21 protein-coding genes are annotated in these 26,388 nt (G+C 71.8%); 7 read left to right on the top strand and 14 right to left on the bottom strand.

Annotation, left to right across the window (positions count from 1 at the left end):
* Positions 1–178: 178 nt before the first annotated feature.
* Positions 179–1,768 (bottom strand): phosphoglycerate dehydrogenase, encoded by a 1,590-nt coding sequence (serA, locus tag FR742_RS02965; protein WP_148029483.1) that lies wholly within the window; start codon positions 1,766–1,768, stop codon positions 179–181.
* Positions 1,769–2,006: 238 nt separating this feature from the next.
* On the opposite strand from serA, the gene FR742_RS02960 reads away from it, so the two are divergent.
* Both FR742_RS02960 and FR742_RS02955 read left to right on the top strand, forming a co-directional pair.
* Entirely contained in the window at positions 2,007–2,861 is an 855-nt protein-coding gene (locus tag FR742_RS02960) for a hypothetical protein (protein ID WP_148029482.1), read from the top strand.
* A 50-nt stretch (positions 2,862–2,911) separates the two neighbouring features.
* Entirely contained in the window at positions 2,912–4,294 is a 1,383-nt protein-coding gene (locus tag FR742_RS02955) for an MFS transporter (protein ID WP_148029481.1), read from the top strand.
* Here FR742_RS02955 and FR742_RS02950 read toward each other — a convergent pair.
* From FR742_RS02950 to FR742_RS02940, 3 genes are read right to left on the bottom strand one after another with little or no spacing between them, the layout of a single operon-like run.
* Positions 4,251–6,905, bottom strand: coding sequence for an FtsX-like permease family protein (locus tag FR742_RS02950; protein WP_148029480.1), 2,655 nt, complete (start codon positions 6,903–6,905; stop codon positions 4,251–4,253). The genes FR742_RS02955 and FR742_RS02950 overlap by 44 nt on opposite strands.
* Complete coding sequence (locus tag FR742_RS02945; protein WP_148029479.1) at positions 6,902–7,582, bottom strand: ABC transporter ATP-binding protein; 681 nt, start codon at positions 7,580–7,582, stop codon at positions 6,902–6,904. Before FR742_RS02945 ends, FR742_RS02950 begins: the two co-directional genes overlap by 4 nt.
* On the bottom strand, positions 7,579–8,091 hold the full coding sequence (locus tag FR742_RS02940; protein ID WP_148029478.1) for a PadR family transcriptional regulator: 513 nt from the start codon (positions 8,089–8,091) through the stop codon (positions 7,579–7,581). Before FR742_RS02940 ends, FR742_RS02945 begins: the two co-directional genes overlap by 4 nt.
* Positions 8,092–8,179: 88 nt before the next feature.
* On the opposite strand from FR742_RS02940, the gene FR742_RS02935 reads away from it, so the two are divergent.
* From FR742_RS02935 to FR742_RS02925, 3 genes are all read left to right on the top strand, one after another.
* Complete coding sequence (locus FR742_RS02935; protein ID WP_148029477.1) at positions 8,180–8,737, top strand: DUF1707 and FHA domain-containing protein; 558 nt, start codon at positions 8,180–8,182, stop codon at positions 8,735–8,737.
* A 94-nt stretch (positions 8,738–8,831) separates the two neighbouring features.
* Entirely contained in the window at positions 8,832–10,373 is a 1,542-nt protein-coding gene (dacB, locus tag FR742_RS02930; protein ID WP_148029476.1) for a D-alanyl-D-alanine carboxypeptidase/D-alanyl-D-alanine-endopeptidase, read from the top strand.
* Positions 10,374–10,586: 213 nt separating this feature from the next.
* On the top strand, positions 10,587–11,417 hold the full coding sequence (locus FR742_RS02925) for a CAP domain-containing protein (RefSeq protein WP_222708821.1): 831 nt from the start codon (positions 10,587–10,589) through the stop codon (positions 11,415–11,417).
* A gap of 140 nt (positions 11,418–11,557) precedes the next feature.
* Here the strand turns inward: FR742_RS02925 and FR742_RS02920 are convergent, their stop codons facing one another.
* Positions 11,558–12,400 (bottom strand): LysR family transcriptional regulator, encoded by an 843-nt coding sequence (locus FR742_RS02920; protein WP_148029475.1) that lies wholly within the window; start codon positions 12,398–12,400, stop codon positions 11,558–11,560.
* Between the two features lie 108 nt (positions 12,401–12,508).
* Here FR742_RS02920 and FR742_RS02915 point away from each other — a divergent pair, with 108 nt between their 5' ends.
* Positions 12,509–13,021 (top strand): nuclear transport factor 2 family protein, encoded by a 513-nt coding sequence (locus tag FR742_RS02915; RefSeq protein ID WP_148029474.1) that lies wholly within the window; start codon positions 12,509–12,511, stop codon positions 13,019–13,021.
* 87 nt (positions 13,022–13,108) lie between these two features.
* Here the strand turns inward: FR742_RS02915 and FR742_RS02910 are convergent, their stop codons facing one another.
* The 6 genes from FR742_RS02910 to FR742_RS02885 form a co-directional block, all read right to left on the bottom strand.
* Positions 13,109–13,360 carry a hypothetical protein gene (locus FR742_RS02910; RefSeq protein WP_148029473.1) on the bottom strand — a complete coding sequence of 84 codons (252 nt, stop codon included), beginning with the start codon at positions 13,358–13,360 and terminating at the stop codon, positions 13,109–13,111.
* A 314-nt stretch (positions 13,361–13,674) separates the two neighbouring features.
* Positions 13,675–14,658 carry a ketol-acid reductoisomerase gene (gene ilvC, locus FR742_RS02905; RefSeq protein ID WP_148034310.1) on the bottom strand — a complete coding sequence of 328 codons (984 nt, stop codon included), beginning with the start codon at positions 14,656–14,658 and terminating at the stop codon, positions 13,675–13,677.
* Positions 14,659–14,681: 23 nt separating this feature from the next.
* Positions 14,682–15,206 (bottom strand): acetolactate synthase small subunit, encoded by a 525-nt coding sequence (gene ilvN, locus FR742_RS02900; RefSeq protein ID WP_148029472.1) that lies wholly within the window; start codon positions 15,204–15,206, stop codon positions 14,682–14,684.
* Positions 15,203–16,939 (bottom strand): acetolactate synthase large subunit, encoded by a 1,737-nt coding sequence (locus tag FR742_RS02895; RefSeq protein WP_148029471.1) that lies wholly within the window; start codon positions 16,937–16,939, stop codon positions 15,203–15,205. Before FR742_RS02895 ends, ilvN begins: the two co-directional genes overlap by 4 nt.
* 228 nt (positions 16,940–17,167) lie before the next feature.
* Entirely contained in the window at positions 17,168–19,786 is a 2,619-nt protein-coding gene (locus FR742_RS02890; RefSeq protein ID WP_261808328.1) for a bifunctional diguanylate cyclase/phosphodiesterase, read from the bottom strand.
* A gap of 239 nt (positions 19,787–20,025) precedes the next feature.
* Positions 20,026–20,946 (bottom strand): 2-hydroxyacid dehydrogenase, encoded by a 921-nt coding sequence (locus FR742_RS02885; protein WP_148029470.1) that lies wholly within the window; start codon positions 20,944–20,946, stop codon positions 20,026–20,028.
* Between the two features lie 38 nt (positions 20,947–20,984).
* Here FR742_RS02885 and FR742_RS02880 point away from each other — a divergent pair, with 38 nt between their 5' ends.
* Complete coding sequence (locus tag FR742_RS02880; RefSeq protein WP_148029469.1) at positions 20,985–22,034, top strand: sorbosone dehydrogenase family protein; 1,050 nt, start codon at positions 20,985–20,987, stop codon at positions 22,032–22,034.
* Positions 22,035–22,037: 3 nt separating this feature from the next.
* Here FR742_RS02880 and FR742_RS02875 read toward each other — a convergent pair whose 3' ends face one another.
* The 3 genes from FR742_RS02875 to FR742_RS02865 all read right to left on the bottom strand — a co-directional run bounded on the left by FR742_RS02875 (position 22,038) and on the right by FR742_RS02865 (position 26,307).
* Positions 22,038–23,921: a VanW family protein gene (locus FR742_RS02875; protein WP_148029468.1), complete on the bottom strand. Its 1,884-nt coding sequence runs from the start codon at positions 23,919–23,921 to the stop codon at positions 22,038–22,040.
* Positions 23,922–24,100: 179 nt separating this feature from the next.
* Positions 24,101–24,763, bottom strand: coding sequence for a response regulator (locus tag FR742_RS02870; RefSeq protein WP_148029467.1), 663 nt, complete (start codon positions 24,761–24,763; stop codon positions 24,101–24,103).
* On the bottom strand, positions 24,760–26,307 hold the full coding sequence (locus FR742_RS02865) for a sensor histidine kinase (RefSeq protein ID WP_261808327.1): 1,548 nt from the start codon (positions 26,305–26,307) through the stop codon (positions 24,760–24,762). Before FR742_RS02865 ends, FR742_RS02870 begins: the two co-directional genes overlap by 4 nt.
* Positions 26,308–26,388 lie beyond the last annotated feature (81 nt).

Raw genomic sequence — 26,388 nt, 5'->3', positions numbered from 1 at the left:
CGGCGGGTCGTCGACCTGCCCTAACAGGCCCCGCCGCGGCAGGCAATGAGTACGAGCACCTGACGCATCACCAGCCAGGTTACCCGAGCATCTCGTTGGATGTCCTAGCATCTCGCATCGTGAGACAACGAAACGGCCGCCGCCGGAAGCCCGGCGGCGGCCGTCGTCACTGGAGCCGTCAGTCCTCCAGGTCGACCGAGCGCCCGGTGTCGGCGCCGATCTCCTGGCCGATCTGCTCGACCACCTCGGCCGGGATGGCCGTGTCGACGGTCAGCGCGATGAGCGCCTTGCCGCCCTTGGCGTGGCGGGAGACCTGCATGGAGGCGATGTTGATGCCCTGCTCGCCGAGGATGCGGCCGACCACGCCGACGATCCCCGGGCGGTCGGTGTAGGTGAAGAACGACAGGTGGGCGGTCGGCTCGATCTCCATCTCGTAGCCGTTGACCTCGACGATCTTGGTGATCTGCCGGGGGCCGGACAGCGTGCCGGAGACCGAGACCTGGCGGCCGTCGGCCAGCACGCCGCGCACGGTCACGACGTTGCGCCAGTCGGGGCTGTCGGAGCTGGTGACCAGGTCGACGCCGACGCCCCGGTCCTTGGCCAGCAGCGGCGCGTTGACGTACGTGACCTGCTCCTCGACGACGTCGGAGAAGACGCCCTTGAGCGCGGCCAGCTCGATGACCCGCACGTCCTGCGCGGCGATCTCGCCGCGCACCTCGATGTCGAGCTTGGTGGCCACCTCGCCGGCCAGGGCGGTGAAGACCCGGCCCAGCTTCTCGGCCAGGGGCAGGCCCGGCTTGACGTCCTCGGCGACCGCGCCGCCCTGGACGTTGACCGCGTCGGGCACGAACTCGCCGGCCAGCGCCAGCTTCACGCTCCTGGCGACCTGGGTGCCGGCCTTCTCCTGGGCCTCGTGCGTGGAGGCGCCCAGGTGGGGCGTGACGACGACCTGGTCGAGCTCGAAGAGCGGGCTGTCGGTGCAGGGCTCCTTGGCGAACACGTCGAGGCCGGCGCCGGCGACGCGGCCTTCCTTGATCGCGGCGTAGAGTGCGGCCTCGTCGACGATGCCGCCGCGGGCCACGTTGACGATGCGCACCGACGGCTTGACCTCGTGGAGCTCGCGGTCGCCGATGAGGCCGACGGTCTCCTTGGTCTTGGGCAGGTGGACGGTGAGGAAGTCGGCCTGCTTGAGCACCTCTTCGAGGCTCAGGAGCTGGACGCCCATCTGCGCGGCGCGGGCCGGCGGCAGGTAGGGGTCGTAGGCGATCAGCTCGACGCCGAACGGCTGCAGCCGCTGCGCCACGAGCTGGCCGATCTTGCCCAGGCCGAGGATGCCGACGACCTTCTCGTCGAGCTCGACGCCGGTGTACTTGGACCGCTTCCACTCGCCGTTCTTCAGCGCGGCGTGGGCCTGCGCGGTGTTGCGGGCGCTGGCCAGGATGAGCGCGACGGTCTGCTCGGCGGCGCTGGTGATGTTGGAGGTGGGCGCGTTGACCACCATGACGCCGGCCTTGGTGGCCGCCTCGACGTCGACGTTGTCGAGGCCGACGCCGGCCCTGGCCACGACGCGCAGCTTGGGCGCCGCGGCGATCGCCTCGGCGTCCACCTTGGTGGCGGATCGGACGATGAGCGCGTCCACGTCGGCGAGGGCGGGCAGCAGCTGGGACCGATCGGCGCCGTCGGTGTGGCGGACCTCGAAATCGGCACCGAGCACGGCCAGGCCGGCCTCGGAGAGCTCCTCTGCGACCAGTACGACGGGCTTGTTCACGAGCGTGAGTCCTTAGTAGCGTGCGGCGGGCGTCAGGGACACGTCGATGGGTCCCCCGGTCACCTGAGAGTCTATCGGTGGCTTGTGAACGCTTTCACGAAGGATCAGCATCTGAGATGACGCGGTCCGTACCCCTGGACGGGACAAGTCATCCACACCGCAGCCATCTTCATCTTGATCCGGAGAATTATTCGCCATTAGCCTGATAAGCCGTGGCCGACTACCTATGGTTCGTCATATGAGCATCGGGAATCCTGCGCTTGCCGACGTGCTCGCCCAGCATGGTGCTCCGCACCGGTTGCTGGCGGCTCTCGCTGACGGTGGAGTCCTGGTGGCCGTGCGACCGGATCGATCCGTCGTCCTGGGCACGACCCAGGCCGGTGACCGCGTGCTGCTCGGATACACCAGCGCGGCGACCTACGCCAGACACCACGGCACCCATTCGCTCTCGGCCTGTGACGCCGACACCATCCTCGACATCGAGCGTGTCACCGGCGTCCGGGAGATCGTGATCGACGCCGCAGGCCCGGCCGCGGCCGCCGTTCCGATCGACGACCTGCAGCGTTTCCTCACCTCGACCCGCACCGGGCCCACCCCCGTCCTGTCCGGGGCCGCCCCCGCCGCGTACGCGACGGGCGCGATGGCCACGGTGTCGCGGAGCGGCGCGATCGCCCAGGCCGCGCCGCGGTCGCAGGAGGCGCCCCCGCTCCCGTGGATCCCGGCGCCCAGACCGCATCTGTCGGGGCCGATGCAGCAGGTCGACCCCGGCTACCGCCGGTGCGCGCACCCGATCCTGCCCGCGCTGCGCCAGGCCGTCGCGCAACTGCTCATGGACTTCCCGCTGGTCCACCACGTGTGGATCTCCGAGGCCCGCACCGCCTCCGGCGCTCCCGGCATCATGCTGCACGTGAAGGTCCACATGACGGCCGCCGAGGACGTGGTGCGCGACCTCCACCGGGGCGTGCGCGCCCGGCTGCCGCAGCTCGCGGCGAGCGGGGCGCCGATCCTCATGGCCAGGGTGGCCGACTCGCTCAGCGAGCGCCGCATGGTGGAGATCGGTGCGCATGTGGTATGCGCCAACGTGAACGAATAGCGTGGATCCGTCGAACTAGGCCCTACCGAACGGTCTTCCGCTCGGCTTCAATGAGTTCCGTGATCGCACCCGCCGTGGCCGCCCCCACGGTCCCCAGAGGCGTGCGGCTGGGCTACGGTGTCGGCTCGTTCTGCACCGCCACCTTCGGTTCCGTGCCCGGGCTGCTGCTGCTGTTCTACATGACCAACTTCCTGGCGGTGCCCGCGTGGCTGGCCGGGATCGTGGTGACCGCGCCCAAGGTGTGGGACCTGCTGATCAACCCGCTGGTGGGCCGCTGGTCCGACCGGACCGTCTCGCGGCTCGGGCCGCGCCGGCCGTGGCTGCTGGCCGGCGCCTGCACGCTGCCGGTCGCCTTCTTCCTGGTGTTCGCCGGCCCGCCGCTCACGGGCATCCCCGCCGCCTTGTACGTGGGAGCCTGCTTCATGGCCGCGGCCACGGCCTACGCGCTGTTCGAGGTGCCGTACAAGGCGATGCCCGCGGAGATGACCGACGACTACCACGAGCGGACGTCGCTGCTGCAGTGGCGGATGGTGTTCGTCGGCGCGGCGACGGCGATCGCCGGCGTCGCGGCCCCCGCGATCGTCAACAGCCAGGGCGAGAGCGGCACGCTGGCGAGCTACCGCCTCATGGGCGTGGTGATCGCCGTGGTGCTGTTCGCCGCCATGCTGGGATCCTTCTTCGGTACGGCACGCGCCCCCATGACGGGTGCGCCGGAGGCCGACACCGGCAGCCTGATCAAGCAGTTCGCGGTGGTCAGGGGCAACAAGGCGTTCATCTGGCTGACGGCGCTGAGCTGCACGCAGCAGCTCGCCGTGGCCATCATGCTGGCGGCCGCCCCCTACTTCGCCACGTACACCATCGGCGATCCCCGGGCCACCACCACGCTGTTCGCCGCCCTGGTAGTGCCGATGATGCTGACGATGCCAATGTGGACGTGGCTGTCCAAGCGCTTCGACAAGCGGAACGCGATGATCATGGCGGCCTCCACCTTCGCCACCGGCACGGCGCTGGCGCTGGCCACCCCGATCTTCGGCGGCTGGTACGCGCACGTGATGATCCTGCTGGTCGGCACCGGGGTCGCGGGGGTCACCCTGCTGCAGTTCTCGATGCTGGCCGACGTGATCGCGGTGGACGCCGCCACCACGGGCAAGCGGCGGGCGGGCGTGTTCACCGGCCTGTGGACGGCGATCGAGAGCGGGGTCAGCGCGTTCGGCGCGCTGATCCTGGGATCGATCCTGAGCATCGGCGGGTTCCTGTCGTCCGTGGCGAGCCAGCGGGTCGAGCAGCCGGACAGCGCCGTGACCGCGGTGCTCATCGGGCAGACCGCGGTCCCGGCGCTGATCATCCTGCTGTCGGTCGTGATGACGCTGCGCTACCAGCTCAGGGACCCTAAGCGAACCGTCTCCCCGGCGGTCCCTGACGCGACCGTGTGACGAGCCCGGCCACCAGCGCCGCCAGCAGCGGCGGCCCGAGCACCACCAGGGCCGTGGCCGCCCAGGGCACGGCGATCACGGCAGGCCCCAGGCCGTCCAGGGCACCCAGCGGCTGTCGCTCCCTGGTCAGCGGCACGGCCATCGCCGCGCCCATGACCGCGCCGCCGGCCGCGCCCACGAGGGCGCCGATCCCGGCGATGAAGCCGGCCTGAGCGGCCAGGATCGCCCTGCGCGTCCTGGGCGGCCCGCCGACCGCCGACACGATGTCCAGGTCGCGGCGCAGGTCGGCCGCGGCCAGCCCGGTGGCGGCCAGGGTGCCGCCGAGGCTGAGGAGCAGCGCCAGGCCGAACACCCACCAGAACATGCCCAGGGTCGAGGGCGCCTCCCTGTCCAGGACGGCCACGTCCGCGCGCGCGGACGGCATGCTGAGCTGCCGTTGCAGGCGCTGGACGTCGGCGGACCGGTGCGTGGCGTACAGCACCCGTTCGGCCACCGTGTACCCGGCCTTCTCCAGGGCCGCGGGCGGGATCACGACACCGGTCCTGCCCGGGTCGCCGGACGCCGCCGCCACGGCGGGGATCCGGATGAGACTGCCTCCTCCCCCGCCGTTCGCCGTCAACTGCAGGGCGAGCGTGCCGTTCTGGAGCAGCGCGGGATCGAACACCACCGCTTTGCCGTCGGCCAGCGCCTCGGCCGCCCGCGGGTCGGGCCGTCCCTGGAAGAAGGCCAGCAGGCGGGCGTCGCCGATGGGCGGGTCCACGAGGAAGTAGCTGATCCTGGGATTCTCGTCCGCCAGGATCTGCACGGCCCTCCCCTCGCTGTCGAACGCCTTGCCCGCGGGCACCAGCGGCACCCCCGGCAGCGCCTCGGCGGCGGCCGCGCGCAGGTCGGCCCATCCCCGGTCGTCGACCTGCCTGGCCGCGATCCGCAGCGTGTCCGGCGGCTGCTGGGCCCGGTGCGTCGTAAGGGCGGCGGTGATCGAGCTCTCCACCCCGATGCCCAGCGTGACGGCCCCCATCGTGGCGGCCATCACCGCCGCCGCCGCGGACGCCGTACGGGTCCGGTGGCGGGCCGCGTCGCGTACGGCCAGCCGGAGCGGGAGCGGCAGCCGCGCGGCGAGCCCGCCGAGGGCCGTCACCATGACCGGAATGAGCGCGACCAGGCCCAGCACCACCAGCACACCGGCCGGCAGGAGAAACGCATCGGCGATCACCCCGTACGGACGCCCGCCACGCAGCGCGTACACGGTCACGGCCAGCCCGCCCACCAGCAGGAGCACCGCCAGCACGGGAAGCCGCCCACGCCGCGAGCCGGCGAGCGCGGGACGCCGGGCACCGCGCGGGTTGATGACCCCGAAACGCCGGGCACGGCGCGCGACGACGCCGGCTCCCGCGCTCTCCTCGCGGTCGGCCAACACGCGGGCCGGGTCCTGGCGCGCGGCTGACACGGCGGGGACGAGGGCCGCGACGAGCGCGCCCGCCACGCCGAGGGCCGTCACGCCGAGGACCGGGCCCCAGGGCACGTCCGCCGGGCCGGACGGGCCCAGCAGCCGCTTGAGCAGCGGCATGAGCGCCAGCGTGCCGCCGGTGCCGAGCGCCGCGCCGAGCAGGGCGGCCACCCCGCCCAGCACCAGCCCGTCGGCCAGCACGATCACCTTCAGATGACGGGCGGAGCCGCCCTGCGCGGCGATCAGCGCCAGTTCCCGGCGTCGGCGCCGCAGCCCGACGGCGAAGGCCGGGCCCGTCAGCAGGGCCATCTCCATCACGACCAGCACCGCCATGGCGGCGAGCGTCATCAGGGCGGGCGCGCCTAGCGCGCGGTCGAACGGGTCACCGTACGCGCCGGCCACCGGCGGGCCGGTCAGCACGGCACGGGAGGTCACGAGCATGCCGATGCCGTTCAGTCGCTGCACGTCCTCCCACAGGACAGGCCGCGCGGAGTCGGCGAGCCACCCGGGACCGTGCCCGCCGCGCTTGTCCAGCAGGAGCGTGTGCTGGAGGCCGACCACCTCCTGGATCGCCACGTTGTGCGGGTGCTCGACCACGCCGACCACGCGGACCCGCCGGTCCCTGGCCGTCACGGTGATCGTGTCGCCGACGCGCAGGCCCGACCCCCGGGCCAGGGCGGGTGTCACGGCCACCTCACCCGCGGAGGCGGGGAGACGGCCCTCGGCCAAGAGGCGGACGCCCTGGGTCATCGGGTCGCGCAGGTCCAGCTCCAGCGCACTGACCTCGTGGTAGCGGTCGGTGTCGCGGATCTCCACCGATCCCACGTCATAGGGGATGAGCCGGGCGTCCAGCAGCGCGGTCACCTCGTCCGCGGTCCGCACCGTGCCGTCCGTCGCGGGCCCCTCGGCCGCCAGCATGAACCGGCCGTGCACGGGCTGGGAGACGCGGCCGCCGTGGGCCGTGGTGACGATCCGCGCGTCCGCGGCGCCCAGCTCGGCCGTGATGTCCTCGCCGGGTGCGACGTCCACGGTGGCGTCGTAGGTGAGCAGGGCGGTGAAGACCAGCACGGGCAGCCCGATCATGGCCATGACGAGCGCGGTGCGGCCCTTGGCGCGCAGCGCCTCCCTGCGGGACAGGCGCAGCGCCGCCAGGAACGCGCTCATCTCGCGCTCTCCAGGGGCTCCGCGGTCGAGTCGGCCACCCGGCCGTCGCGCAGGTAGACCACGCGGTCGGCCCAGGCCGCGTAGCGCGGCTCGTGCGTCACCAGCAGCACGGCCGCGCCCGCGTCGCACCGCTCGCGCAGCAGCCGCAGGATGTCGTCGCCCGTCGCGGTGTCGAGCGCGCCGGTCGGCTCGTCGGCCAGCAGCAGGCGTCGCTCGCCGACCAGCGCCCTGGCGATCGCCACCCGCTGGCGCTGGCCGCCGGACAGCTCGCCGGGGAAGCGGCCGGCCACCTCGCCCGCGCCCACCTCGCCCAGCGCGGCCTCGGCCTCCTCGCGGGCCCGCCCGGCGCGCACGCCGTCGAGCTCGCGCGGCAGCATGACGTTCTCGGCGGCGGTCAGCGACGAGATCAGGTTCAGGTCCTGGAACACGTACCCGATGCCACCGCGCCGCAGTGCGGCCAGATCACGCACCGAGGCCAGGTCGGCGCCCTCGACGGACACGCTCCCCGAGGTGGGCCGGTCGAGCCCGCCGGCCAGGTTGAGCAGGGTGGACTTGCCGGACCCGGACGGGCCCATCACGGCCAGCAGCTCGCCGCGTCCCACCGCCAGGGTGACGCCGCGCAGCGCGGGCACGTCCCCGAACGTCCGGGTGACCTCCCGCATCTCCAGCACGCTCATGCCTTCCTCTCCTTGAGTACGGCCTCGCAGTGGTCCAGCCAGCGCTGTTCCGCCTCGGCCTTGAAGATCATGGAATCCAGGACGAGCCGCTGGGCGGCCCCGTCCGCGGCGCCGCGCTTGGCCCTGGTCAGCTCCTGCAGCGTGCGCATGGTGGCCATCCGCTGGGCCAGGATCACGCCGGCCACGTCCACGTCGGCGGCGGCGACCGCCATGGCGATCTTGATGACCAGTTCGTCCCTGGGCCTGTCGGTCTGGCCGACAGGGGTGGCGAACCACGTCGCCAGCTCTTCCCGGCCCGCCTCGGTGATCGCGTAGAGGGTGCGGCCCTGATCGTCGGCGCCGCCCGGCGCCACCAGGCCGTCGCGTTCCAGGCGGGAGAGCGTCGTGTAGACCTGGCCGATGTTCAGCGGCCAGGTCGCCCCCGTCGACGCCTCGAACTCCACCCTGAGCTGGTAGCCGTAGCGTGGCTCGCCGCTCAGGAGGGCGAGCAGTCCGTGTCTGATCGACATGCATACTGAGTATGCATACTCGGTATGCTCTCGGCAACAGATCCGCGTATTCTGGACAGGGTGCGCACTCGCGGCCGATACTCGGGAGATGAGCTCGACGCACCCACCGTTCCGCGCCTCTGATGGCGAACGGGATCGCGCGATCGACGAGCTCCGCGAGCGCGCCGCCGAGGGGCGGCTCTCGCACGACACCTTCGTGGTCCGCGTCGACCAGGCGCTGCGCGCCCGCAACCAGCAGGAGCTCGACGCGCTCGTGGCCGACCTGCCGCGGCGGCTCACGCTGCGCCGGCGGGTGACGAACGCGGTCACCGGCGCGGTGTCGGCGGTCTCCGACTTCACCACCAGCCTGCAGTCCGCCTGGCGCAAGCCCCGGCTGCCCCGCCTCGCCCTGCCCGACGACGACCGCCGGCGCTACGTGGTCGGCCGCGGGTCCGCGTGCGACCTCGTCCTGTCGGACCTGACGGTCTCCCGGGTCCACGCCGAGCTGCGCCGCGACGACGACGGCGAGTGGATGCTGGTCGACCTGGGCTCGCTCAACGGCACCCGGCTCAACGGCTGGCGGCTGGTCGGCCCGGCCCGGGTCAAGCCCGGCGACGAGGTCTCGTTCGGCGACTGCGGGTTCGTCATGAACGCCGAGGGGCCCTAGTTCCACAAAAATACGGATATTTGCGGATTACACCGTGCGCCGCCTGGTTCATGATCACAGGCGAGCCCCTGTCGCATCCCTTTGGAGACCCCCTATGCGGCGCACCTCAGCATCCCTCGTCGCGGGCGCGCTCGTCGCGGCCCTCGCGTGGGCGTCCGGCCCCTCCTCCCCCGCGGTCGCGCTCGAACCCTCGCCCGGCGTGGCCGACCTGGCCCAGGACATCAACCAGATCCTCGCCGACTCCCGGCTGACCATCGCCCAGGCCGGTGTGATGGTCAAGAGCGCGGCGAACGGCGAGGAGCTCTACTCGACCGACGCGGGCAAGCTCCTGATGCCGGCGTCCAACACCAAGCTGTTCACGTCGGCCGCGGCGGCGGAGGTGCTCGGCCTCGACTACCGGTTCACCACCAGCGTGCTGAGCTCCGGGCGCAAGGCCGGTTCCGTGCTCACGGGCGACCTGGTGCTGCGCGGCACCGGTGACCCGACCATGCTGGCCGAGGACTACGACGCGCTGGCCGCCGAGGTCGCCGGCTCGGGCGTCAAGCTGGTCACCGGCAAGCTCGTGGCCGACGACACCTGGTTCGACGCGGTCCGGCTCGGCCAGGACTGGGCGTGGGACGACGAGACGGCCTACTACGCGGCCCCGATCTCCGCGCTCACCGCCTCCCCCGACCGCGACTACGACGCGGGCTCGGTGATCGTCACCGTCGCGCCCGACGGCGGCAAGGTCAAGGTGACCACCACACCGGACACCGACTACCTGGAGATCGTCAACAAGGCCACGGTGGGATCGTCCACCGATGTGCTCATCGAGCGCACGCACGGCACGAAGACCGTGGTCATCACCGGCACGGTCGCGTCCACGTACAACGAGTGGGTGTCCGTGGACGACCCGGCCTCCTACACCGCGGCGCTGTTCCGCGACGCGCTCAAGAAGCACGGCGTGCGGGTGCTGGGCAAGACCGTGGCCGGCGCGGCCCCCGGCGGTGCGAAGGAGCTGGCGAAGAAGGAGTCGATGCCGCTCAGCGAGCTGCTCGTGCCGTTCATGAAGCTGAGCAACAACATCCACGCCGAGATCCTCACCAAGGCGATGGGCCGCAAGGTCGCCGACCAGGGCACCTGGGCCGCCGGGCTCAAGGCGAGCTCCGACTTCGCCCGCGCCAACGGGGTGCAGGTGCTCAACCTGCGCGACGGCTCCGGCCTGTCGCGCCGCGACGGCATCACGCCCGCCTCGATCGCGCAGCTGCTGCTCGCCGTGCGTGACAAGCCGTGGTACCAGGCCTGGTACGACTCGCTGCCGGTCGCGGGGAACGCGGACCGGTTCGTGGGCGGCACCCTGCGCAGCCGGATGCGCGACACTCCGGCGGCGAACAACGTGCGCGCCAAGACCGGGTCGCTCACCGGCGTCACGGCGCTGTCCGGATACGTGACGAGCGCCGACGGGGAGCCGCTGGTGTTCTCCATCATGCTGAACCAGTATCTGTCGTCCTCGCCGAAGGACATCGAGGACAAGATCGCGATCCGCCTCGCGCAGTTCTCCAGGACCGCGACGGTGGACGCCGCGGTCCAGCTCAAGTCGGCCGCCGAGGAGTCGCCCGACCTGGAGTGCTCGTGGCTCAAGCCCGCGCAGTGCTAGCACGATCACTTTTCTGACCGGGTGCGCCCCAACGGGCGCACCCGGTTTTTTGCGCCCTGGACGCGTGATCCAGACGTTGGGTTTACCGAGGCCAGCGGGTTAATTGTTACGATTGGGTCACGTGGAGCTCCAGATATAGAGGAGTTTTTCCGGACATCAACGACGCGGAGGGCCAGAATGCGGTCTCGACGCTCAACTCACCGGAGGACAGCGATGCGAAGACGGCTCCAGGCACTGGCCTGCCTCGGAAGTCTCGCGGCGACGGGCATTCCCGCGTCGAGCCCGGCGGCCGCGCAGACCGCGTACACGGCGCAGGCCGTGGGGACCGCGGCGGGCGCCGCGGTCCCCACGATGGCGGCGTGCCGCGTGGTGGCCGCCAGGCCGGCGCTGGACCCGGGCGGGACGATCACGGCCACGGCCGTGCGGACCGGCTGCGACGACGAGTCCCTGCTCCGCCTACGGATCAGGGAGGCAGGACCCGGCCCCGACCGCACCCTCGGGAGCGACTCCCGGGTGCTGGTGAACGGCCGCGTCACGGTCAGGCTGCGCTGCTCCCCCGCTCCGCGCCGCTACTACGTCACGGCCATGGACTTCGAGGGCCGCCCCGCCATGTCGCGCAGCGTGGTGCTGTCATGCGGGTACGGGCCGGGGTCCGGTTCGGACGCCTCCGCCGCCGAAGCCGCGGTCGTCAGGCTCACCAACCAGGCCCGCGCCGGCCGGGGCTGCCGGCCGCTGCTGCACGACCGCAGGCTGCACAGGGCGGCCGAACGGCACTCGGCGGACATGGCCGCCAGGGGCTACTTCGACCACACCGGCCGGGACGGCCGCTCCGGGGGCGACCGCATCCGGGCCGCCGGTTTCGCACCGCTCCGCGGCTGGGGCGAGAACATCGCCGTGGGCCCGCACTCCGCCGCCCAGGTGGTGCGGGGCTGGCTCGACAGCCCCGGTCACCGCAGGAACATCATGGACTGCTCGTACACCCACATCGGCGTCGGCCAGCACCCGCGCGGCCCGCACTGGACCCAGACCTTCGCCAGCCACTGAGCGCCGGGCGCCGAGACCACCGGAGCGCCGGGCGTACCGGCCCCACCCGTGCCGGTTCCCACCGCACGCCCCGCGCTCCCCTCCGGCGGGCCCGGCCGCGACTCCGTATCGGACCGTGGCCGGGCCCGCACCCAGGTGTGTCAGTCGCTCAGAAGGTCCACCGCGGCCCGGCCGAACGCGCGCACCCTGCCCGTCTCGCCGCCGGCCCGCCACACCAGCCCCCATTCGACCCGCGGCGCGTCGCGCACCGGCACGTAGGCCACGTCAGGGCGGGCGTAGTAGCGCCGCGTCTGCGCCCCCACCAGTAGCACCCCACGCCCCGCGCCGACCAGCGTCAGGGCCTCGTGCAGGGTCGCCGCCCGAGGCCCCGGCGAGCCCGGTGCGACCCGGCCGCCGCCCGCCAGCTCCACCACCGTCACCCGCTCCAGGTCGGCCGGCCCCACGGACTCCCGGCGGGCGAACGGATGCCCCGCCGGAACCGCCGCCATCAGCGCCTCCCGCACCAGCACCGGCCCCGCGTCCGCGCCCGGCACCGGCAGCGTCGTCAGCACGACGTCCACCTCGCCGTCGCGCAGCCACGGCGCCACCTCTCCCGGCTGCGCCTCCCTGATCACCACCTCGCAGCCCGGCACCCTGCTCCGGAACAGCTCCTCCACCCCGGCCAGCAGTTGCCCCGCGGCCGCCCCGGTGAAGGCCGCTCGAAGCGTCCCCGTCAGCCCGCGGCCCGCGTCGGCCGCCCGCTCGTACGCGGCCCCGATGGCCTCCCAGGCGGGCCGCACCTCCTCGTGGAGCCGGCGCCCCACCGGGGTGAGCGCGACGCGGCGGCTGGTCCGGTCGAACAGCGGCGCGCCCACCCGCCGCTCCAGCTTCCTGATCGTCTGGCTGACCCGCGCGGTGGACACGCGCAGCCGCTCGGCGGTGCGCCCGAAGTGCAGCTCCTCGGCGAGGGTCAGGAACGCCTCGATCTCGTGCCTCTCCAGCACCCCGCCCTCCCGTCCTTAAGCCCGGCTTCACGATCGTGGCACAGAGCGGCGTTGATCACGGCCCGCCGGTACCGGAGGCTGAAGGCGCGTTCGAAGGGAGCACCACGCATGTACGTCACCGAGCACCACGCCCTGTCCGGGGCCCCGCGCGAGCTGGAGGACCGGACGGAGATCACCGACGCCCTCCTCCGCTTCGCCCTGGGCCAGGATCTGCGGGACGAGGACCTGTTCGCGTCCTGCTTCACCGAGGACGCCGAGCTGGACTTCCGCCCGGCCGCCGCCCGCTGGGGCGCCGCGCCGCCGCTGATGAAGGGCCGGGACGCGATCGTCGCGACGATCCTGTCCGGCTTCAGCGGACGGGTCGACACCACCCACCAGGTCACGAACCCGCGCATCGCCGTCACCGGCGACACGGCCCGCCTCACCGCCCTGGTCGAGGCGCAGCACCTGCTCACCGCCGACCACACCACGCACGCGCTGCTGAAGAACCGCTACGACGTCGAGCTGGTACGGGACGGCGGCCGATGGCTGATGAGCCGGATCCGCATCGAGAACGTCTGGTACACCGGCGACCCGGCGGCCATCTTCACGGACAGTAACCGGCCCGGCTGCGTCGCTTAGAGGGAGGGGAATGGGGAAAGGGCGGAAAACGGTGACGGGGCCCACCTCGTCGATGAGGTGGGCCCCGCTCTAACGACCTGTTATGCCTCAGCGGTTGGTGAGGATGTCCAGGACATCGTTGAGGACGTCGAGGTCGAGGAAGTCATTGTCAGAACCGTTGTTGGTCCACTCGCCATCCTGCGACCTGTTGTACCTGATGTCGTCGCCGTCGTCGTGGTGGTCGTGGTCGTAGTTGGCCACTACCGGTGCGGTGGTGTAACCCTGAGCGAGCGCGGGAGCGCCGCCCAGCATGACCATGCCGCCGATCAGACCGGTCAGGACAAGTCCCGTCTTGTACATCGGATCTCCTCTGTTACCTCTCGACTACTCTCCGTAGGTAGCGGTCGGAAGTATCCCCCAAGGCCTCTCCGAACAAACGGCGAGAATCACGCTTTGACGTACGAAGAAGCCTCCCTTGGCGGAACCTAGACGAAAGCCGGTCCTCCATGACGATCGGACTACCCACAGGCGACCCCGTCCGGATGAGACGGGGACGGGCACGGCGGTGCCGGAGAAGCGGCAAAAAGGACGCGGCCCCGGCCGGAGGATCACCCCGGCCGGGGCCGCGCACGCGGACTCACGCGGCTCTGTCAGCCGCGTGACGTCATGAAAAATCAGGCCTTGAGCCAGCTCATCATCGGACGGAGCTCGGCGCCGGTCTTCTCGATCGGGTTCTCCGCCAGCTCGTCACGGTGACGCTGGAACTCCTTCTGGCCGCCGTCGAACTCCTCCACCAGCTCGCGGGCGAACCGGCCGTCCTGGATCTCGGCGAGGATCTCGCGCATCGCCTGACGGGTCTGCTCGGTGACGACGCGCGAGCCGCGGGTGTAGCCGCCGTACTCGGCCGTGTCGGAGACCGACCAGTACATCTTCGAGATGCCGCCCTCGTACATGAGGTCGACGATGAGCTTCATCTCGTGCAGGCACTCGAAGTAGGCCACCTCCGGCTGGTAGCCCGCCTCGATCAGGGTCTCGAAACCGGCCTTGATCAGCTCGGAGACGCCGCCGCACAGCACGGCCTGCTCGCCGAACAGGTCGGTCTCGGTCTCCTCGGTGAAGGTGGTCTTGAGCGCGCCGGCGCGGGTGCCGCCGATGCCCTTGGCGTACGAGAGCGCCAGGTCGAGGGCCTTGCCGGAGGCGTCCTTCTCCACCGCCACCAGGCAGGGCACGCCGCGCCCCGCCTCGAACTGGCGGCGCACCAGGTGGCCGGGGCCCTTGGGCGCGACCATGCACACGTCGACGCCCTCGGGCGCCTCGATGAGGCCGTAGCGGATGTTGAGGCCGTGGCCGAAGAAGAGCGCGTCGCCCTCCCTGAGGTTCGGCGCGACGTGCTCGGCGTAGAGGTGGCGCTGGATGTGGTCCGGCGCCAGGATCATCGTGACGTCGGCCTCCTTGACCGCCTCCGACGGCGTGAGCACGCGCAGGCCGTCGTTCTCGGCCTTCTCGCGGCTCTTGGAGCCCTCGGGCAGGCCGACGCGCACGTCGACGCCGGAGTCACGCAGGGAGAGCGCGTGGGCGTGGCCCTGGCTGCCGTACCCCAGCACGGCCACACGGCGCCCCTGGATGATCGACAGGTCGGCCTGGTCGTCGTAGAAAATCTCGGTCACTTGCGAATAACCTTTCAGGCGGTACGGTCCAGTGCCCTGAGGGACCGGTCGGTGATGGAACGGGCGCCGCGGCCGATGGCCACCATGCCCGACTGGACGAGTTCTTTGATGCCGAACGGTTCGAGCACCTTGACGAACGCGTCGAGTTTGTCGGGGGTGCCGGTGACCTCGATGGTCACCGCGTCGGAGGCCACGTCGATGCAGCGGGCCCGGAAGAGCTGGACGAGCTCCAGCACGTGGGAGCGGCTGTCGGCGTCGGCCTTGACCTTGATCAGCGTCAGCTCGCGCTGCACGGACTGGGACGGGTCGAGCTCGACGATCTTGAGCACGTTCACCAGCTTGTTGAGCTGCTTGGTGACCTGCTCCAGCGGGAGCTCCTCGACGTTGACCACGATCGTCATGCGGGAGATGTCTTCGTGCTCGGTGGGCCCGACGGCCAGCGAGTCGATGTTGAAGCCCCGCCGGCTGAACAGCGCGGACACCCGCGCCAGGACACCCGGCTTGTTCTCCACGAGCACTGACAGCGTGTGTCTGCTCATTCTTCGTTCTCCCACGTCGGCGCCATGTCACGGGCGTACTTGATCTCGTCGTTGCTCGTCCCTGCCGCGACCATGGGCCAGACCATGGCGTCCTGGTGGACGACGAAGTCGACCACCACCGGCACGTCGTTGATCTCCATGGCCTTCTTGATGGTCGCGTCGACGTCCTCGGGACGCTCGCACCTCAGGCCAACACAACCATAGGCCTCCGCCAGCTTGACGAAGTCGGGGATCCGGCGGGTCGCCTGCAGGTCGGTGTTGGAGTAGCGCTCGTCGTAGAAGAGGGTCTGCCACTGGCGGACCATGCCGAGGTTGCCGTTGTTGATGACGGCGATCTTGATCGGCACGCCCTCCAGGGTGCACGTGGCCAGCTCCTGGTTGGTCATCTGGAAGCAGCCGTCGCCGTCGATGGCCCACACGACCGCGTCGGGGTCGCCCATCTTCGCGCCCATCGCGGCCGGGACCGCGAAGCCCATGGTGCCGGCGCCGCCGGAGTTGATGAACGCGCCCGGCCGCTCGTGCGCGATGAACTGGGCGGCCCACATCTGGTGCTGGCCGACCCCGGCCACGTAGTAGGCGTCGGGCCCGGCGATCGCGCTCAGCCGCTGCATCACGTACTGAGGGGCCAGCGAACCGTCGTCGAACTCGTCGTAGCCGAGCGGGTAGGTCTCCTTGTAGCCGTTGAGTGTCGTCCACCAGTCGGCGTAGTCGCCCTGCTGGCCGGACGCCTCGACGGCGGCGATCAGGTCGCCGATGACCTCCTTGCAGTCGCCCACGATCGGCACGTCGGCGTGGCGGTTCTTGGAGATCTCCGCCGGGTCGATGTCGGCGTGCACGATCTTGGCGTACGGGGCGAACGTGGAGAGCTGGCCGGTGACCCGGTCGTCGAACCGGACACCCAGGCCGACGAGCAGGTCCGCCTGCTGCAGGGCGCCCACCGCGGAGACCGAGCCGTGCATGCCGGGCATGCCGAGGTGCTGGGGGTGGCTGTCGGGGAACGTGCCGCGCGCCATCAGCGTGGTGACCACCGGGATGCCCGTCAGCTCGGCCAGGCGGAGCAGCTCCTCGGAGGCGCGGGCCTTGTGGACGCCGCCGCCGACGTACAGCACCGGCCGCCGGGACTCGGCGATCAGCTTGGCCGCCTCGCGGATCTGCTTGGAGTGCGGCCGGGTGACGGGGCGGTAGCCGGGCAGCTGCATGACCGGCGGCCAGCTGAACAGGGTCTCGGCCTGCAGCGCGTCCTTGGAGATGTCGACCAGCACGGGCCCGGGGCGGCCGGTGGCGGCGATGTGGAACGCCTCGGCGATCGTCCGCGCGATGTCGTCGGCGTCGGTGATGAGGAAGTTGTGCTTGGTGATCGGCATGGTGATGCCGGAGATGTCGGCCTCCTGGAAGGCGTCCGTGCCGATCGCCCCGCTGGCCACCTGCCCGGTGATCGCCACGATCGGCACCGAGTCCATGTAGGCGTCGGCGATCGGAGTCACCAGGTTGGTCGCACCCGGCCCGCTGGTCGCCATGCACACGCCGACCTTGCCGGTGGCCTGCGCGTATCCCTCGGCCGCGTGCCCGGCGCCCTGCTCGTGCCGTACAAGCACGTGCCGGACCTTGGCCGAGTCGTACAGGGGATCGTAGGCGGGGAGGATGGCGCCGCCAGGGATCCCGAACACGGTGTCGACTCCCACGTGCTCCAAGGCCCTGACCAGGGCCTGTGCACCTGTCATCCGTTCGGTCATCGGCTCGTTCCTTGTGTGATCACACGTCAGGACATAAAAAATGCCCCTCCCCACGGGAAGTGGGAGCGGGGCGGCGCGCAGGTCGGAGTGCTTCGCTAACGGCCTGCGCGCCGGCGAAGTACTACGAGAATCTCACTGCGAAGCATGGCTTACACGATAGCCGCTCTGAACCGCCCGGTGTCAACTTGGTGGGACACAGGTCTCACACGCTGAGATCAAACGGTGAGATCAAACGGTGAGACTGGTCCGCATCAGCGAGTCGACGCCCCTGGCCGCCATGGGCCGGGCCACGAGGAAACCCTGACCGCGGGTGCAGCCCATCTCGCGCAGCAGGTCGAGCTGCTCGGGCCGCTCGATGCCCTCGGCCACCACGATGAGCCCGAGGTCGTGGCCGAGCCGCACGATGGTCCGGGTGAGCAGGGTCAGCGTGTCGTCCTGGCCCAGCCCGGACACGAACGACGGATCGATCTTGATCATATCGACCGGGAGCTGACGGAGGAAGGCCAGCGAGGCGTAGCCGGTGCCGAAGTCGTCGATGGCCAGCCGCACGCCCAGGGCGCGCAGCTCCGACAGCCGCTTGACGGTCTCGTCGGCGTCGTCGACGAGCATCTCCTCGATCACCTCAAGGGTGAGCGCGCAGGCGGGCAGCCCGCTCTCCTCCAGCGCCTCCTCGACCGTCTGCACGAACCGGGGGGCGGTGATCTGGCGGGCGGACAGGTTGAGCGACAGGCCGATGTCCCAGGACTCGGCCCGCCAGGCGGCCACCTCGCGGCACGCCTCGCGCAGGATCCACTCCCCCAGCGGCACGATGAGGCCGGTGTCCTCGGCCGGGCCGAGGAACTGGTCGGGCGGCACGAACACCGAGCCGCGGCACCACCGCACCAGCGCCTCGACCGCGGTCACCCGGGAGGTGGCCAGGTCGACCACGGGTTGGTACTCGATCGCGAACTGGTGCTCGATCAGCGCCCGCTGCAGGTCGGCGGCGAGCTCCAGCCTGCGGACCACGTCGGCGTGCATCTGCGCGGCGAACACCTCGACCCGGCGCCCGCCGAGCTCCTTGGCCCGCGCCATGGCCACGTCGGCGTTGCGGATCAGGTCGCCGGCGGGCACGTCGTCCTCGGCGAAGGCGACCCCGACGCTGCCGGTGAGCGCCACGTCGCGGTCGGCCACCCGGAACGGCTCCTGCGAGACCGCCCGCAGCAGGCGCTCGGCCAGGTCGACGGCGAGCTGGGCGTCGCCGCCGGTCTCGATGAGCACGGCGAACTCGTCGCCGCCCCACCGGGCGAGCGTGTCGTCGGGGCGTACGGCGCCGCGCAGCCGGCGCGCGGCCTGGCCGAGGAGGTAGTCGCCGCTGGCGTGGCCGACGGAGTCGTTGACGGAGGTGAACCCGTCGAGGTCGAGGAAGATGACCGCGACGTGGCCGGAGCCGCCGAGCACCTCGCGGGTGCGCTCCTCGAAGTAGGCGCGGTTGGGCAGGCCGGTGACGCCGTCGTGGAAGGTCAGGTGGGCGACCTGGTTGCGCAGCGCCTCCTCGTCGCTGATGTCGCGGGTGGTGACCAGGATCTGGTCCTCGCCGCTGGCGTGGCGGGTGGCGACGGATTCGGTGGGCCGCCAGGTGCCGTCGGCGGCGCGTACGCGGCAGGCGATGAGGCAGGCGCCGGGATTGGCGTCGTCCTCGTCGTCGAGGCCCATCGCGCGCAGCGACGACTGGATCTGCGGCACGTCCTCGGGGTGGATGTAGTCGAAGATCGATCCGCCGACGAGCTGCTCGGGGCGGTAGCCGTAGGTCTCCTCCACCCCGGCCCCGATCTCGTGCACGGTGCCCTCGTGGTCGCAGATGAGCACCACGTCGCCGGTGCTCTCGGCCAGGTCGCGCAGCTGCTTCTCGCCGCGCGAGAGCAGCGTGCGCAGCCGCAGGTTGACGCCCGACAGCACGAACAGGCGCAGCAGCAGGAGCAGCACCATCGAGGCGGCGACCACCACGACGCCGGTGACGGGCGCCTGCCGCCCCCCGCTCGACAGGTGGACGACCATGGTCACGGTGGCCACGGCGACCAGCGCCAGCGGCAGCAGGGCGACGAGGCTGCCCATGAGCGGCCAGGCCGTCACCTCGCGCGGCCGGGCCCAGGGCACGACGGTCAGCAGCAGGAACGCCGCCGGCGCGAGCGCCAGGCTCCACCCGGGCGGCCCGCCGCCGTCGAGCCTGGCCACGGCGCCGGCCAGGCTGGAGGTCGTGGTGGCCGCGAGCACGCACAGGCCGGCCACGCCGAGCGGCAGGGCGACGGCCCTGCCGGTGACCACGGAAGGCACCACCGCGCACGTCACCAGCAGCGCCAGCATGGGCGGCAGCATCGAGAAGGTGAACAGCGCCGGGTCGGCGGTGTTGTCGTAGACGTGGCGCAGCGCCACCACCCAGCCGACCACGAACAGCGCGGCGGCGGACAGGTAGGAGTCGGTGACGTGGCGGAGCACGACCAGGGCGGGTGGGCGGCGACCGCCGGCGACGAGCGCGCCCCCGCCGATCAGCACGGTGCCGAGCAGCACGAGCAGGTCGGCGAAGCTCACCATGAGGCTGGAGCTGTCGGTGAACGGGCGCACGGCTACGCCGAGTGCCCAGACCGCCGCGCCGCCGCCCATCCAGCGGATGCCCCTGGACATGGACCGGCGCTCGGCCGGCGGCCCGGAGGCGAGCAGCAGCGAGGCGGCGGCGAGCATGGCCGCGAGGAATCCGGCGACAGCGCCGATGTAGAGGGCCGGGCCGCCCGCAAGGAGCGCAGCCGCGACCCCGGCCGCGCCGATCGCCGCTCCGGCGGTCAGCGATGCCCGTGGATCACGCCAGCGGATCACAGTCGTTGCCCATCCCGTCCTCGAACCCTGCTCCCGTGGCCGCCGAAGCCCGGCGGGTCCACATCGCCAGTGTGTGTGGTCTCGGCTGCGCGGGTGGTGACAACGCCGATGTCGTCACCGATCTGATAACCACACGGACCAATTGCCGCCAAGAATTCCTTGACAGGAAGTCAGGAAACCTTGGATAGACGCAACCGTACGCACCGAAGGTCACGGCCCAGCCACGTTCCGGATTCTCCTCAGTACGCGTCGGTGATGATGTTGTCCAGCGGCTCGCCGCGGAGGTGCCTGGAGATTTGCGCCCGGATGAGCTTCAGCGTGCGCCGGCCGGAGGCGGGCGTGCTGCCGGCCACGTGGGGGGTGATCAGCACGCCGGGCGCGCTCCACAGGGGGTGGCCCTCGGGCAGCGGCTCCGGATCTGTCACGTCGAGCGCGGCCCGCAGCCGGCCGGCCTCCAGCTCGGCGACCAGCGCGCCGGTGTCGACCACCCCGCCCCTGGCGGCGTTGACCAGCACGGCGCCGTCCTTCATGCGGGCCAGGAATCCGGCGTCCACCATGCGGGCGGTGGCGGGGGTGGAGGGCACGAGCAGCACCACCACGTCCGCTTCCGGCAGCAGGCCGGGCAGCTCGTCCATGCCGTGGACGGGCCCGTACTCGCTGTCGCGGGCGCTCCTGGCCACCCGGACGATCTCCACCTCGAAGCCCGCCAGGCGGCGCTCCAGCGCGCCGCCGATGGAGCCGTAGCCGACGATCAGCACGGTGGAGTCGGCGAGCGCCCCGGTGTGGCGGTAGGTCCACGCGCCGCGCCGCTGCGCGCCGGCGAACTCGGGGAACTCGCGGACGACCGCGATCATCGCTCCCGCCGCCCATTCGGCGGTGCCGGCGTCGTGCACGCCACGCGCGTTGCACAGCACCACGCCCTCCGGCAGGTGGGGGCGGTACGGGTCGACGCCCGCGGTCACGGTCTGGAGGAGGCGCAGCGAGCGCATGCGGGCGAGGATCCCGGGCACGTCGGACACCACGACGAGAGGCGGGACCCACACCTCGACGTCCTCGATCCCGGGCGGCTCCGGCACGTCGCGGTGGAACACCGCGCACTCCACGCCGGGCAGCTCGGACAGGACGTCGGCGACAGCGTCGGAGGGCACCCAGATCTTCATGCGGGAAACCTTAAGGGTCGGGAGTGAGTATGGGACACATGAGGCACATCTGGATGATCATCTTTCTGGCGGCGCTCACCGCCTGTTCAGCCGCGGACGGGGTGGCGACCACGCCCACGGCCTCCGTCAGCCCCGGGCGCTCCCCTGGCGAGCCCACGACGGTGGCGGAGAACCTCGCGGTGCCGTGGTCGATCGCGTTCCTGCCGGGCGGGGACGCGCTGGTGACCGAGCGCGACACCGCCCGGCTGGTCCGCGTGAGCGCCTCCGGCCAGGTCACCGAGGTGGCCAAGATCGACGGCGTCGTCCCCGACGGCGAGGGCGGGCTGATGGGGCTGGCGGTCAAGGACGACCAGGTGTTCGTCTACTACACCGCCGCCGAGGACAACCGGATCGTCCGCTACCGGTTCACCGGCGACGGGGTGTCGGATCCTCGGGTGATCGTCCAGGGCATCCCCAAGGGCGGCATCCACAACGGCGGCAGGCTGGCGTTCGGGCCCGACGGTCACCTGTACGCGAGCACCGGCGAGATCGGCGACCGGGAGCTGGCGCAGCAGCGCGACTCGCTCGCGGGCAAGATCCTGCGGATGACCCCAGACGGCGAGCCCGCGCCCGGCAACCCGTTCGGCACGCTCGTCTACAGCCTCGGCCACCGCAACGTGCAGGGCCTGGCCTGGGACGACCAGGGCAGGCTGTACGCGTCCGAGTTCGGCGCCAACAGCTTCGACGAGCTCAACCTGATCAAGCCGGGCGCCAACTACGGCTGGCCGGAGGTCGAGGGCCGCGGCGACAACCCCGAGTTCGAGAACCCGATCGTCACCTGGGACACCTCGGAGGCGTCGCCGTCGGGGCTGGCCTACGCCGACGGGTCGCTCTGGATGGGCGCGCTGCGCGGCGAGCGCCTGTGGCAGATCCCGCTGGCCGCGGACGGCTCGCCCGGCGAACCGGTGGCCCACTACTCCGGCGTCTACGGCAGGCTCCGCGCGGTCTCCACGGCTCCCGGCGGGAAGCTGTGGGTGGGCACCAGCAACAAGGACGGCCGGGGCGACGTGCGTGACGGCGACGACAGGATCATCGCCGTCACGCCGTGACGGTCAGCTTCCGGAGGCGCAGACGACCTCGGCCCGCGGCCGGTACTTGGTGGTCAGCTTCTTGTCGCGCTTGACCACCTTGCCGTCGTTGTGGAAGACGCGGGTGACGTCGATGGTGAAGCCCTGCTGGCCGGGGCCGGCCACGCAGTCGGGGGCGTCGCTGGTCTCGCGGCGGAACGGGGTGAAGTCCCGCTTCTCGGACTCGACGGCCTCGACCTTCTCGTACCGCTTGGTGCTGTAGAGGGTGACGGTGACGGACGTCTCGGTGGACGCCGTCTTGATCAGCACGCCGTGGTCGGAGTCGTTGCGCCACTTCAGGTCGAGGTCCGGGTAGAGCAGCGCGGCGTCGCGGCCGGCCGGGTAGCGGGTCGAGTGGTAGTCCATCGGCGTGTGCGTCACGTCCTCGAAGCCGCCGTAGAAGACCGCGTTGTAGAGCGCGGTGGCGAACTGCGACGAGCCGCCGCCCATGATGGTGAGCAGCCTGCCGCCGACGATCTGCGGCGCCGGCACGTAGCCGCCCTCGGTGGTGCGCTCGCCGACCAGTTCGTTCAGCGAGAACGTCTGGCCCGGCCTGACCAGGTGGCCGTCCACGTCCGCGGCCATCTGCCTGATGTTGGTGACCCGCGGCTGGCAGCAGTCGAACATGGAGGTGAACGAGCCCACGGCCTCCTTGATGCCGAGCCCGCTCACCTGCTCGGTGGTGACGTCCGGCGGCGCGGCGGACAGCGTGACGGGGACGACCCGCTCGCCGCCGCGCCGCAGCATGCCGGTCACGTCGCGGGCGAGGCGCTCCTCGTCGATGCCGCGCCCCGCGCGGGAGGTGACGAGCCGGGGGCTGCCGTCCACGATCTCGTACGTGGCGTCGCGTGGCGCCTGGGCCGCGTCCACCAGGACGCTCTCCACGGGACCGAGCGCCTTCGCGGCGTCGAACCGGGGCTTCAACGCCCCCTCGTCGTCGGCCACGAAGGTCAGGCTGGCCGCGATGGCCGCCGGGGTGAGCTGGGCCTGCTTGCCGTCGAGGGTCAGCGTGATCGGCCCGGCGACGGCGCGCCTGGCCTGGGTCCTGGCCCGGTTCACGGCCTCCTGCGTGGTGGCGGGCTCGGCCGGTTTCAGCGACAGCGACGCCTTGCCGCTGCCGGTGAGGAAGGCGGCGCTGATGGCCTTGACGGCCTCGCCCCGGTCGAGCAGCGCGCCGGGGCGCGGCTGGGTGACGACGGGCCGCAGCTCCTTGAACGTCACCTTGCCCTCGGTCGGAGGCTTGTCGACGGTCCCGGCCAGCGCCTCGACGGTCCTGGCGAGCTGGGAGGCGTCGACGGTGACCTGGGGTTCCAGCTCGGTGGTGCCGGTCAGCGCCCGCCACACCTCGCCGGGGCTGGGGAAGCCGCTGGGCACCTGGTTGATCGTGCTGACCACGTCCAGCTGCAGGCCGGCCTCGTCGGGCTGGACGGTGTCGCGGTGCTTGCCGACGGTCACCACCACGGGCTTGCTGAGCTCGGCGGCCAGCTCGGCGCGGAGCTTCTCGGCCGCTTGTGTGACAGTCAGGCCGCCGATGTCGACGCCGTCGACGCGGGTGCCTGGCAGTACGGTGCCGGACATCAGCACGGCCGGCACCAGGTAGGCCAGGAGGACGGCGAGGAGCACGAGCACGCCGACGGCGGGCAGCAGGCGGCGCCGCCTGGACGGCTCGGGGTCGGTGTAAGCGGGGGGCTGCGGCTCGGTGAAGGCCGGTGCGGGATTCACGCTGACCGGCCACGGCTGCGACTGCTGCGGGGCCGGGGGCGGCCCGCCGTTCGCGGCGGCCTGGGGGCCCTGGCCCGCGGGCGGGGACTCCGGCCGGCCCTGGGGGCCGAAGATGTCCCTGGACACACCGGGTGGAAGGCCTTCCACCTTCGGCTTCCTCGAAGTGGCGCGCGAGGGTAACGGCACCGAGGCGAACGGGTCGGTCGGTGATTCGATCGGTCCCGCGTTACGCACGCCTCAATCTCCTCCCTCTCCGCAGCCACTTCTCAGGAAACAGTAAGGCACGCGGGTACGGATATGTCACGAGAAACGACTACGGAAGTGTGTCAGCCGATCCAGCGGTACCGGTGTTCCGGTCTGCCCGCCGTCCCGTACCTGGGCCGCAGCTCGGCCCGGCGGGCGCCGCACAGGTACTCCAGATAGCGGCGGGCGCTGACCCGCGACAGCCCCGTCAGGGATGCGGTCTCCACGGCTGACAGGTCGCGGCCCGCCTCCCGCAGCACCGTGGCGACCAGCGCGCAGGTCGCCTGCGACAGGCCCTTGGGCAGCGCCGGCGGGGTGCCGGTGACGCCGAAGAGCCGGTCCACGTCGTCCTGGTGGGCCTCCGGCCCGATGGCGCTGAGCTGCCTGCGGGTATGGGCGTACTGCTGGAGCCGCTCGGTGAGCGCGGCGGCGGCGAACGGCTTGATCAGGTAGTTGACCGCCCCGCCGCGCATGGCCTCCCTGACCGTCGGCACGTCGCGGGCCGCGCTGATGACCAGCACGTCCACGCCGCTGATCGCCTTGAGCACTTCCAGGCCGGACATGTCGGGCAGGTAGATGTCGAGCAGGACGAGGTCCGGCCGGGACCCGGCAACAGCGGTGATCGCGTCGGCCCCGTTGTGAGCGGTGGCCACCACCTCGAAGCCCGGCACCCTGGCGACGTAGCCGGCGTGGATGCGGGCCACCATGAAGTCGTCGTCCACGACCAGCACCCGGATGTCGCTCACGTCGCCGCCTCCTCGGGCAGCAGGGCGGTGAACACCGCGCCGCCGGAGTTGCGCACCCGCACCCAGCCGCCGCGGCGCAGGCAGGCCTGACGGGTGAGCGCCAGGCCGAGCCCGCGCGGCCCCGAGTGGGCCGCCTTGGTGGTGAACCCCTCGCGGAAGACCTCCTCCACCAGCTCCGGCGTGATGCCCGGCCCCGAGTCGCGCACCCGTACGCGCAGCCCGCCGTCCCCCGCCACGACCGAGACCTCGATCGTGCCGGCCCGGCCGTCGAGCGCGTCGATGGCGTTGGCCACCAGGTTGCCGACGACCAGGACCGCGTCCTGCGGGTCGCCGAGCGCCCCCTCGGGCACCGTGGAGTCGTCCGACAGCACCAGCCGGGCGCCGCGCTCGGCTGCCTCGGCCGACTTGGCCAGCAGCAGCGCGGCCAGCGTGGGGTCCTGCACCCGCTCGCGCAGCTCGCCCGCCTTCACGCCCGGGGTGGTGCTGGTGATGAACGCGATGGCGGCGTCGTGCTCGCCCATCTCCAGCAGCCCGACCACGGTGTGCATGCGGTTGGCGAACTCGTGCGCCTGGGCCCGCAGCGCCTCCGTCGCGCTGCTGGTCGACTCCAGCTCGCGGGCGAGGCGGACCAGCTCGGTGCGGTCGCGCAGGGTGATCACCCAGCCGCTCTGCCGGCCCCGTACGGACACCGGGGTGCGGTTGAGCACCAGCACCCGCTCACCGTGCAGGACCACCCGGTCCTCGCCGGGGTCGGCGCCGCCGAGCACGTCGCGCATGCGGTCGGAGACCGGCATCCGGGTCAGGTCGTCGCCGACGTCGCCGAGCAGCTCGCGGGCGGCGTCGTTGACCAGCGTCACCCGGCCGTCGAGGTCGAGCGCGAGCACGCCTTCCTTGACGCCGTGCAGCACGCCCTCGCGCTGCTCCAGCAGGGCGGCGATCTCGCGCGGCTCCAGCCCGAACGTCTGCCTGCGCACCCTCGCGGTGATCAAGGCAGCCGCGGCGAGCCCGGCGACGAGCACGGCCGTCGCGGTCCACAGCAGCGGCGGCAGCGCGCCCGCCACCTCGCCGATGACCGTGGTCTCCAGCACGCCGACCGAGACCAGGCCGATGACCTCGCCGTACTCGTCGCGCACCGGGGTCTTGCCGCGGACCGTGATGCCGATCGTGCCCTTCTGGGTGCCCACCCAGTCGCCGCCGGTGGTGAGCACGTAGCTGCCGTCGGTGGACAGCCGGTGGCGGATCAGCGAGGCGTTGGGGTGGGCGTAGCGGACCTGGTCGGCGTTGGCGATCACCACGTAGTCGGCGCCGGTGGTCTGCTGCACGCTCAGCGCGAGCGGCTGCAGCACGGTCTCCGGCCGGCGCAGCTTGAACGCCTCGCGCACCTGCGGCAGGGCGGCGACCGACTGGGCGATGGCCAGCGCCCGCTGCTCGTACCGGGAGTCGTACTGGTTGCGGGTGTGCTGTGCCCAGACAGCGGCGGTGCTGCCGACGGCGAGCAGCACGATCGCCATCTGGAGCACGAACAGCTGGGTGCCGAGTCTCACGCAGCACATGCAAACAGCGCCAGGTCACGGGCCGGTTGCGACCAATACGACCACTACGACCGCTACCTGCAGAGTCTCGAC

It is taken from the genome of Nonomuraea sp. C10 (genome assembly GCF_008017515.1).
Taxonomy (GTDB): domain Bacteria; phylum Actinomycetota; class Actinomycetes; order Streptosporangiales; family Streptosporangiaceae; genus Nonomuraea; species Nonomuraea ferruginea.
This window is presented reverse-complemented; position numbering and strand designations above follow the sequence as displayed.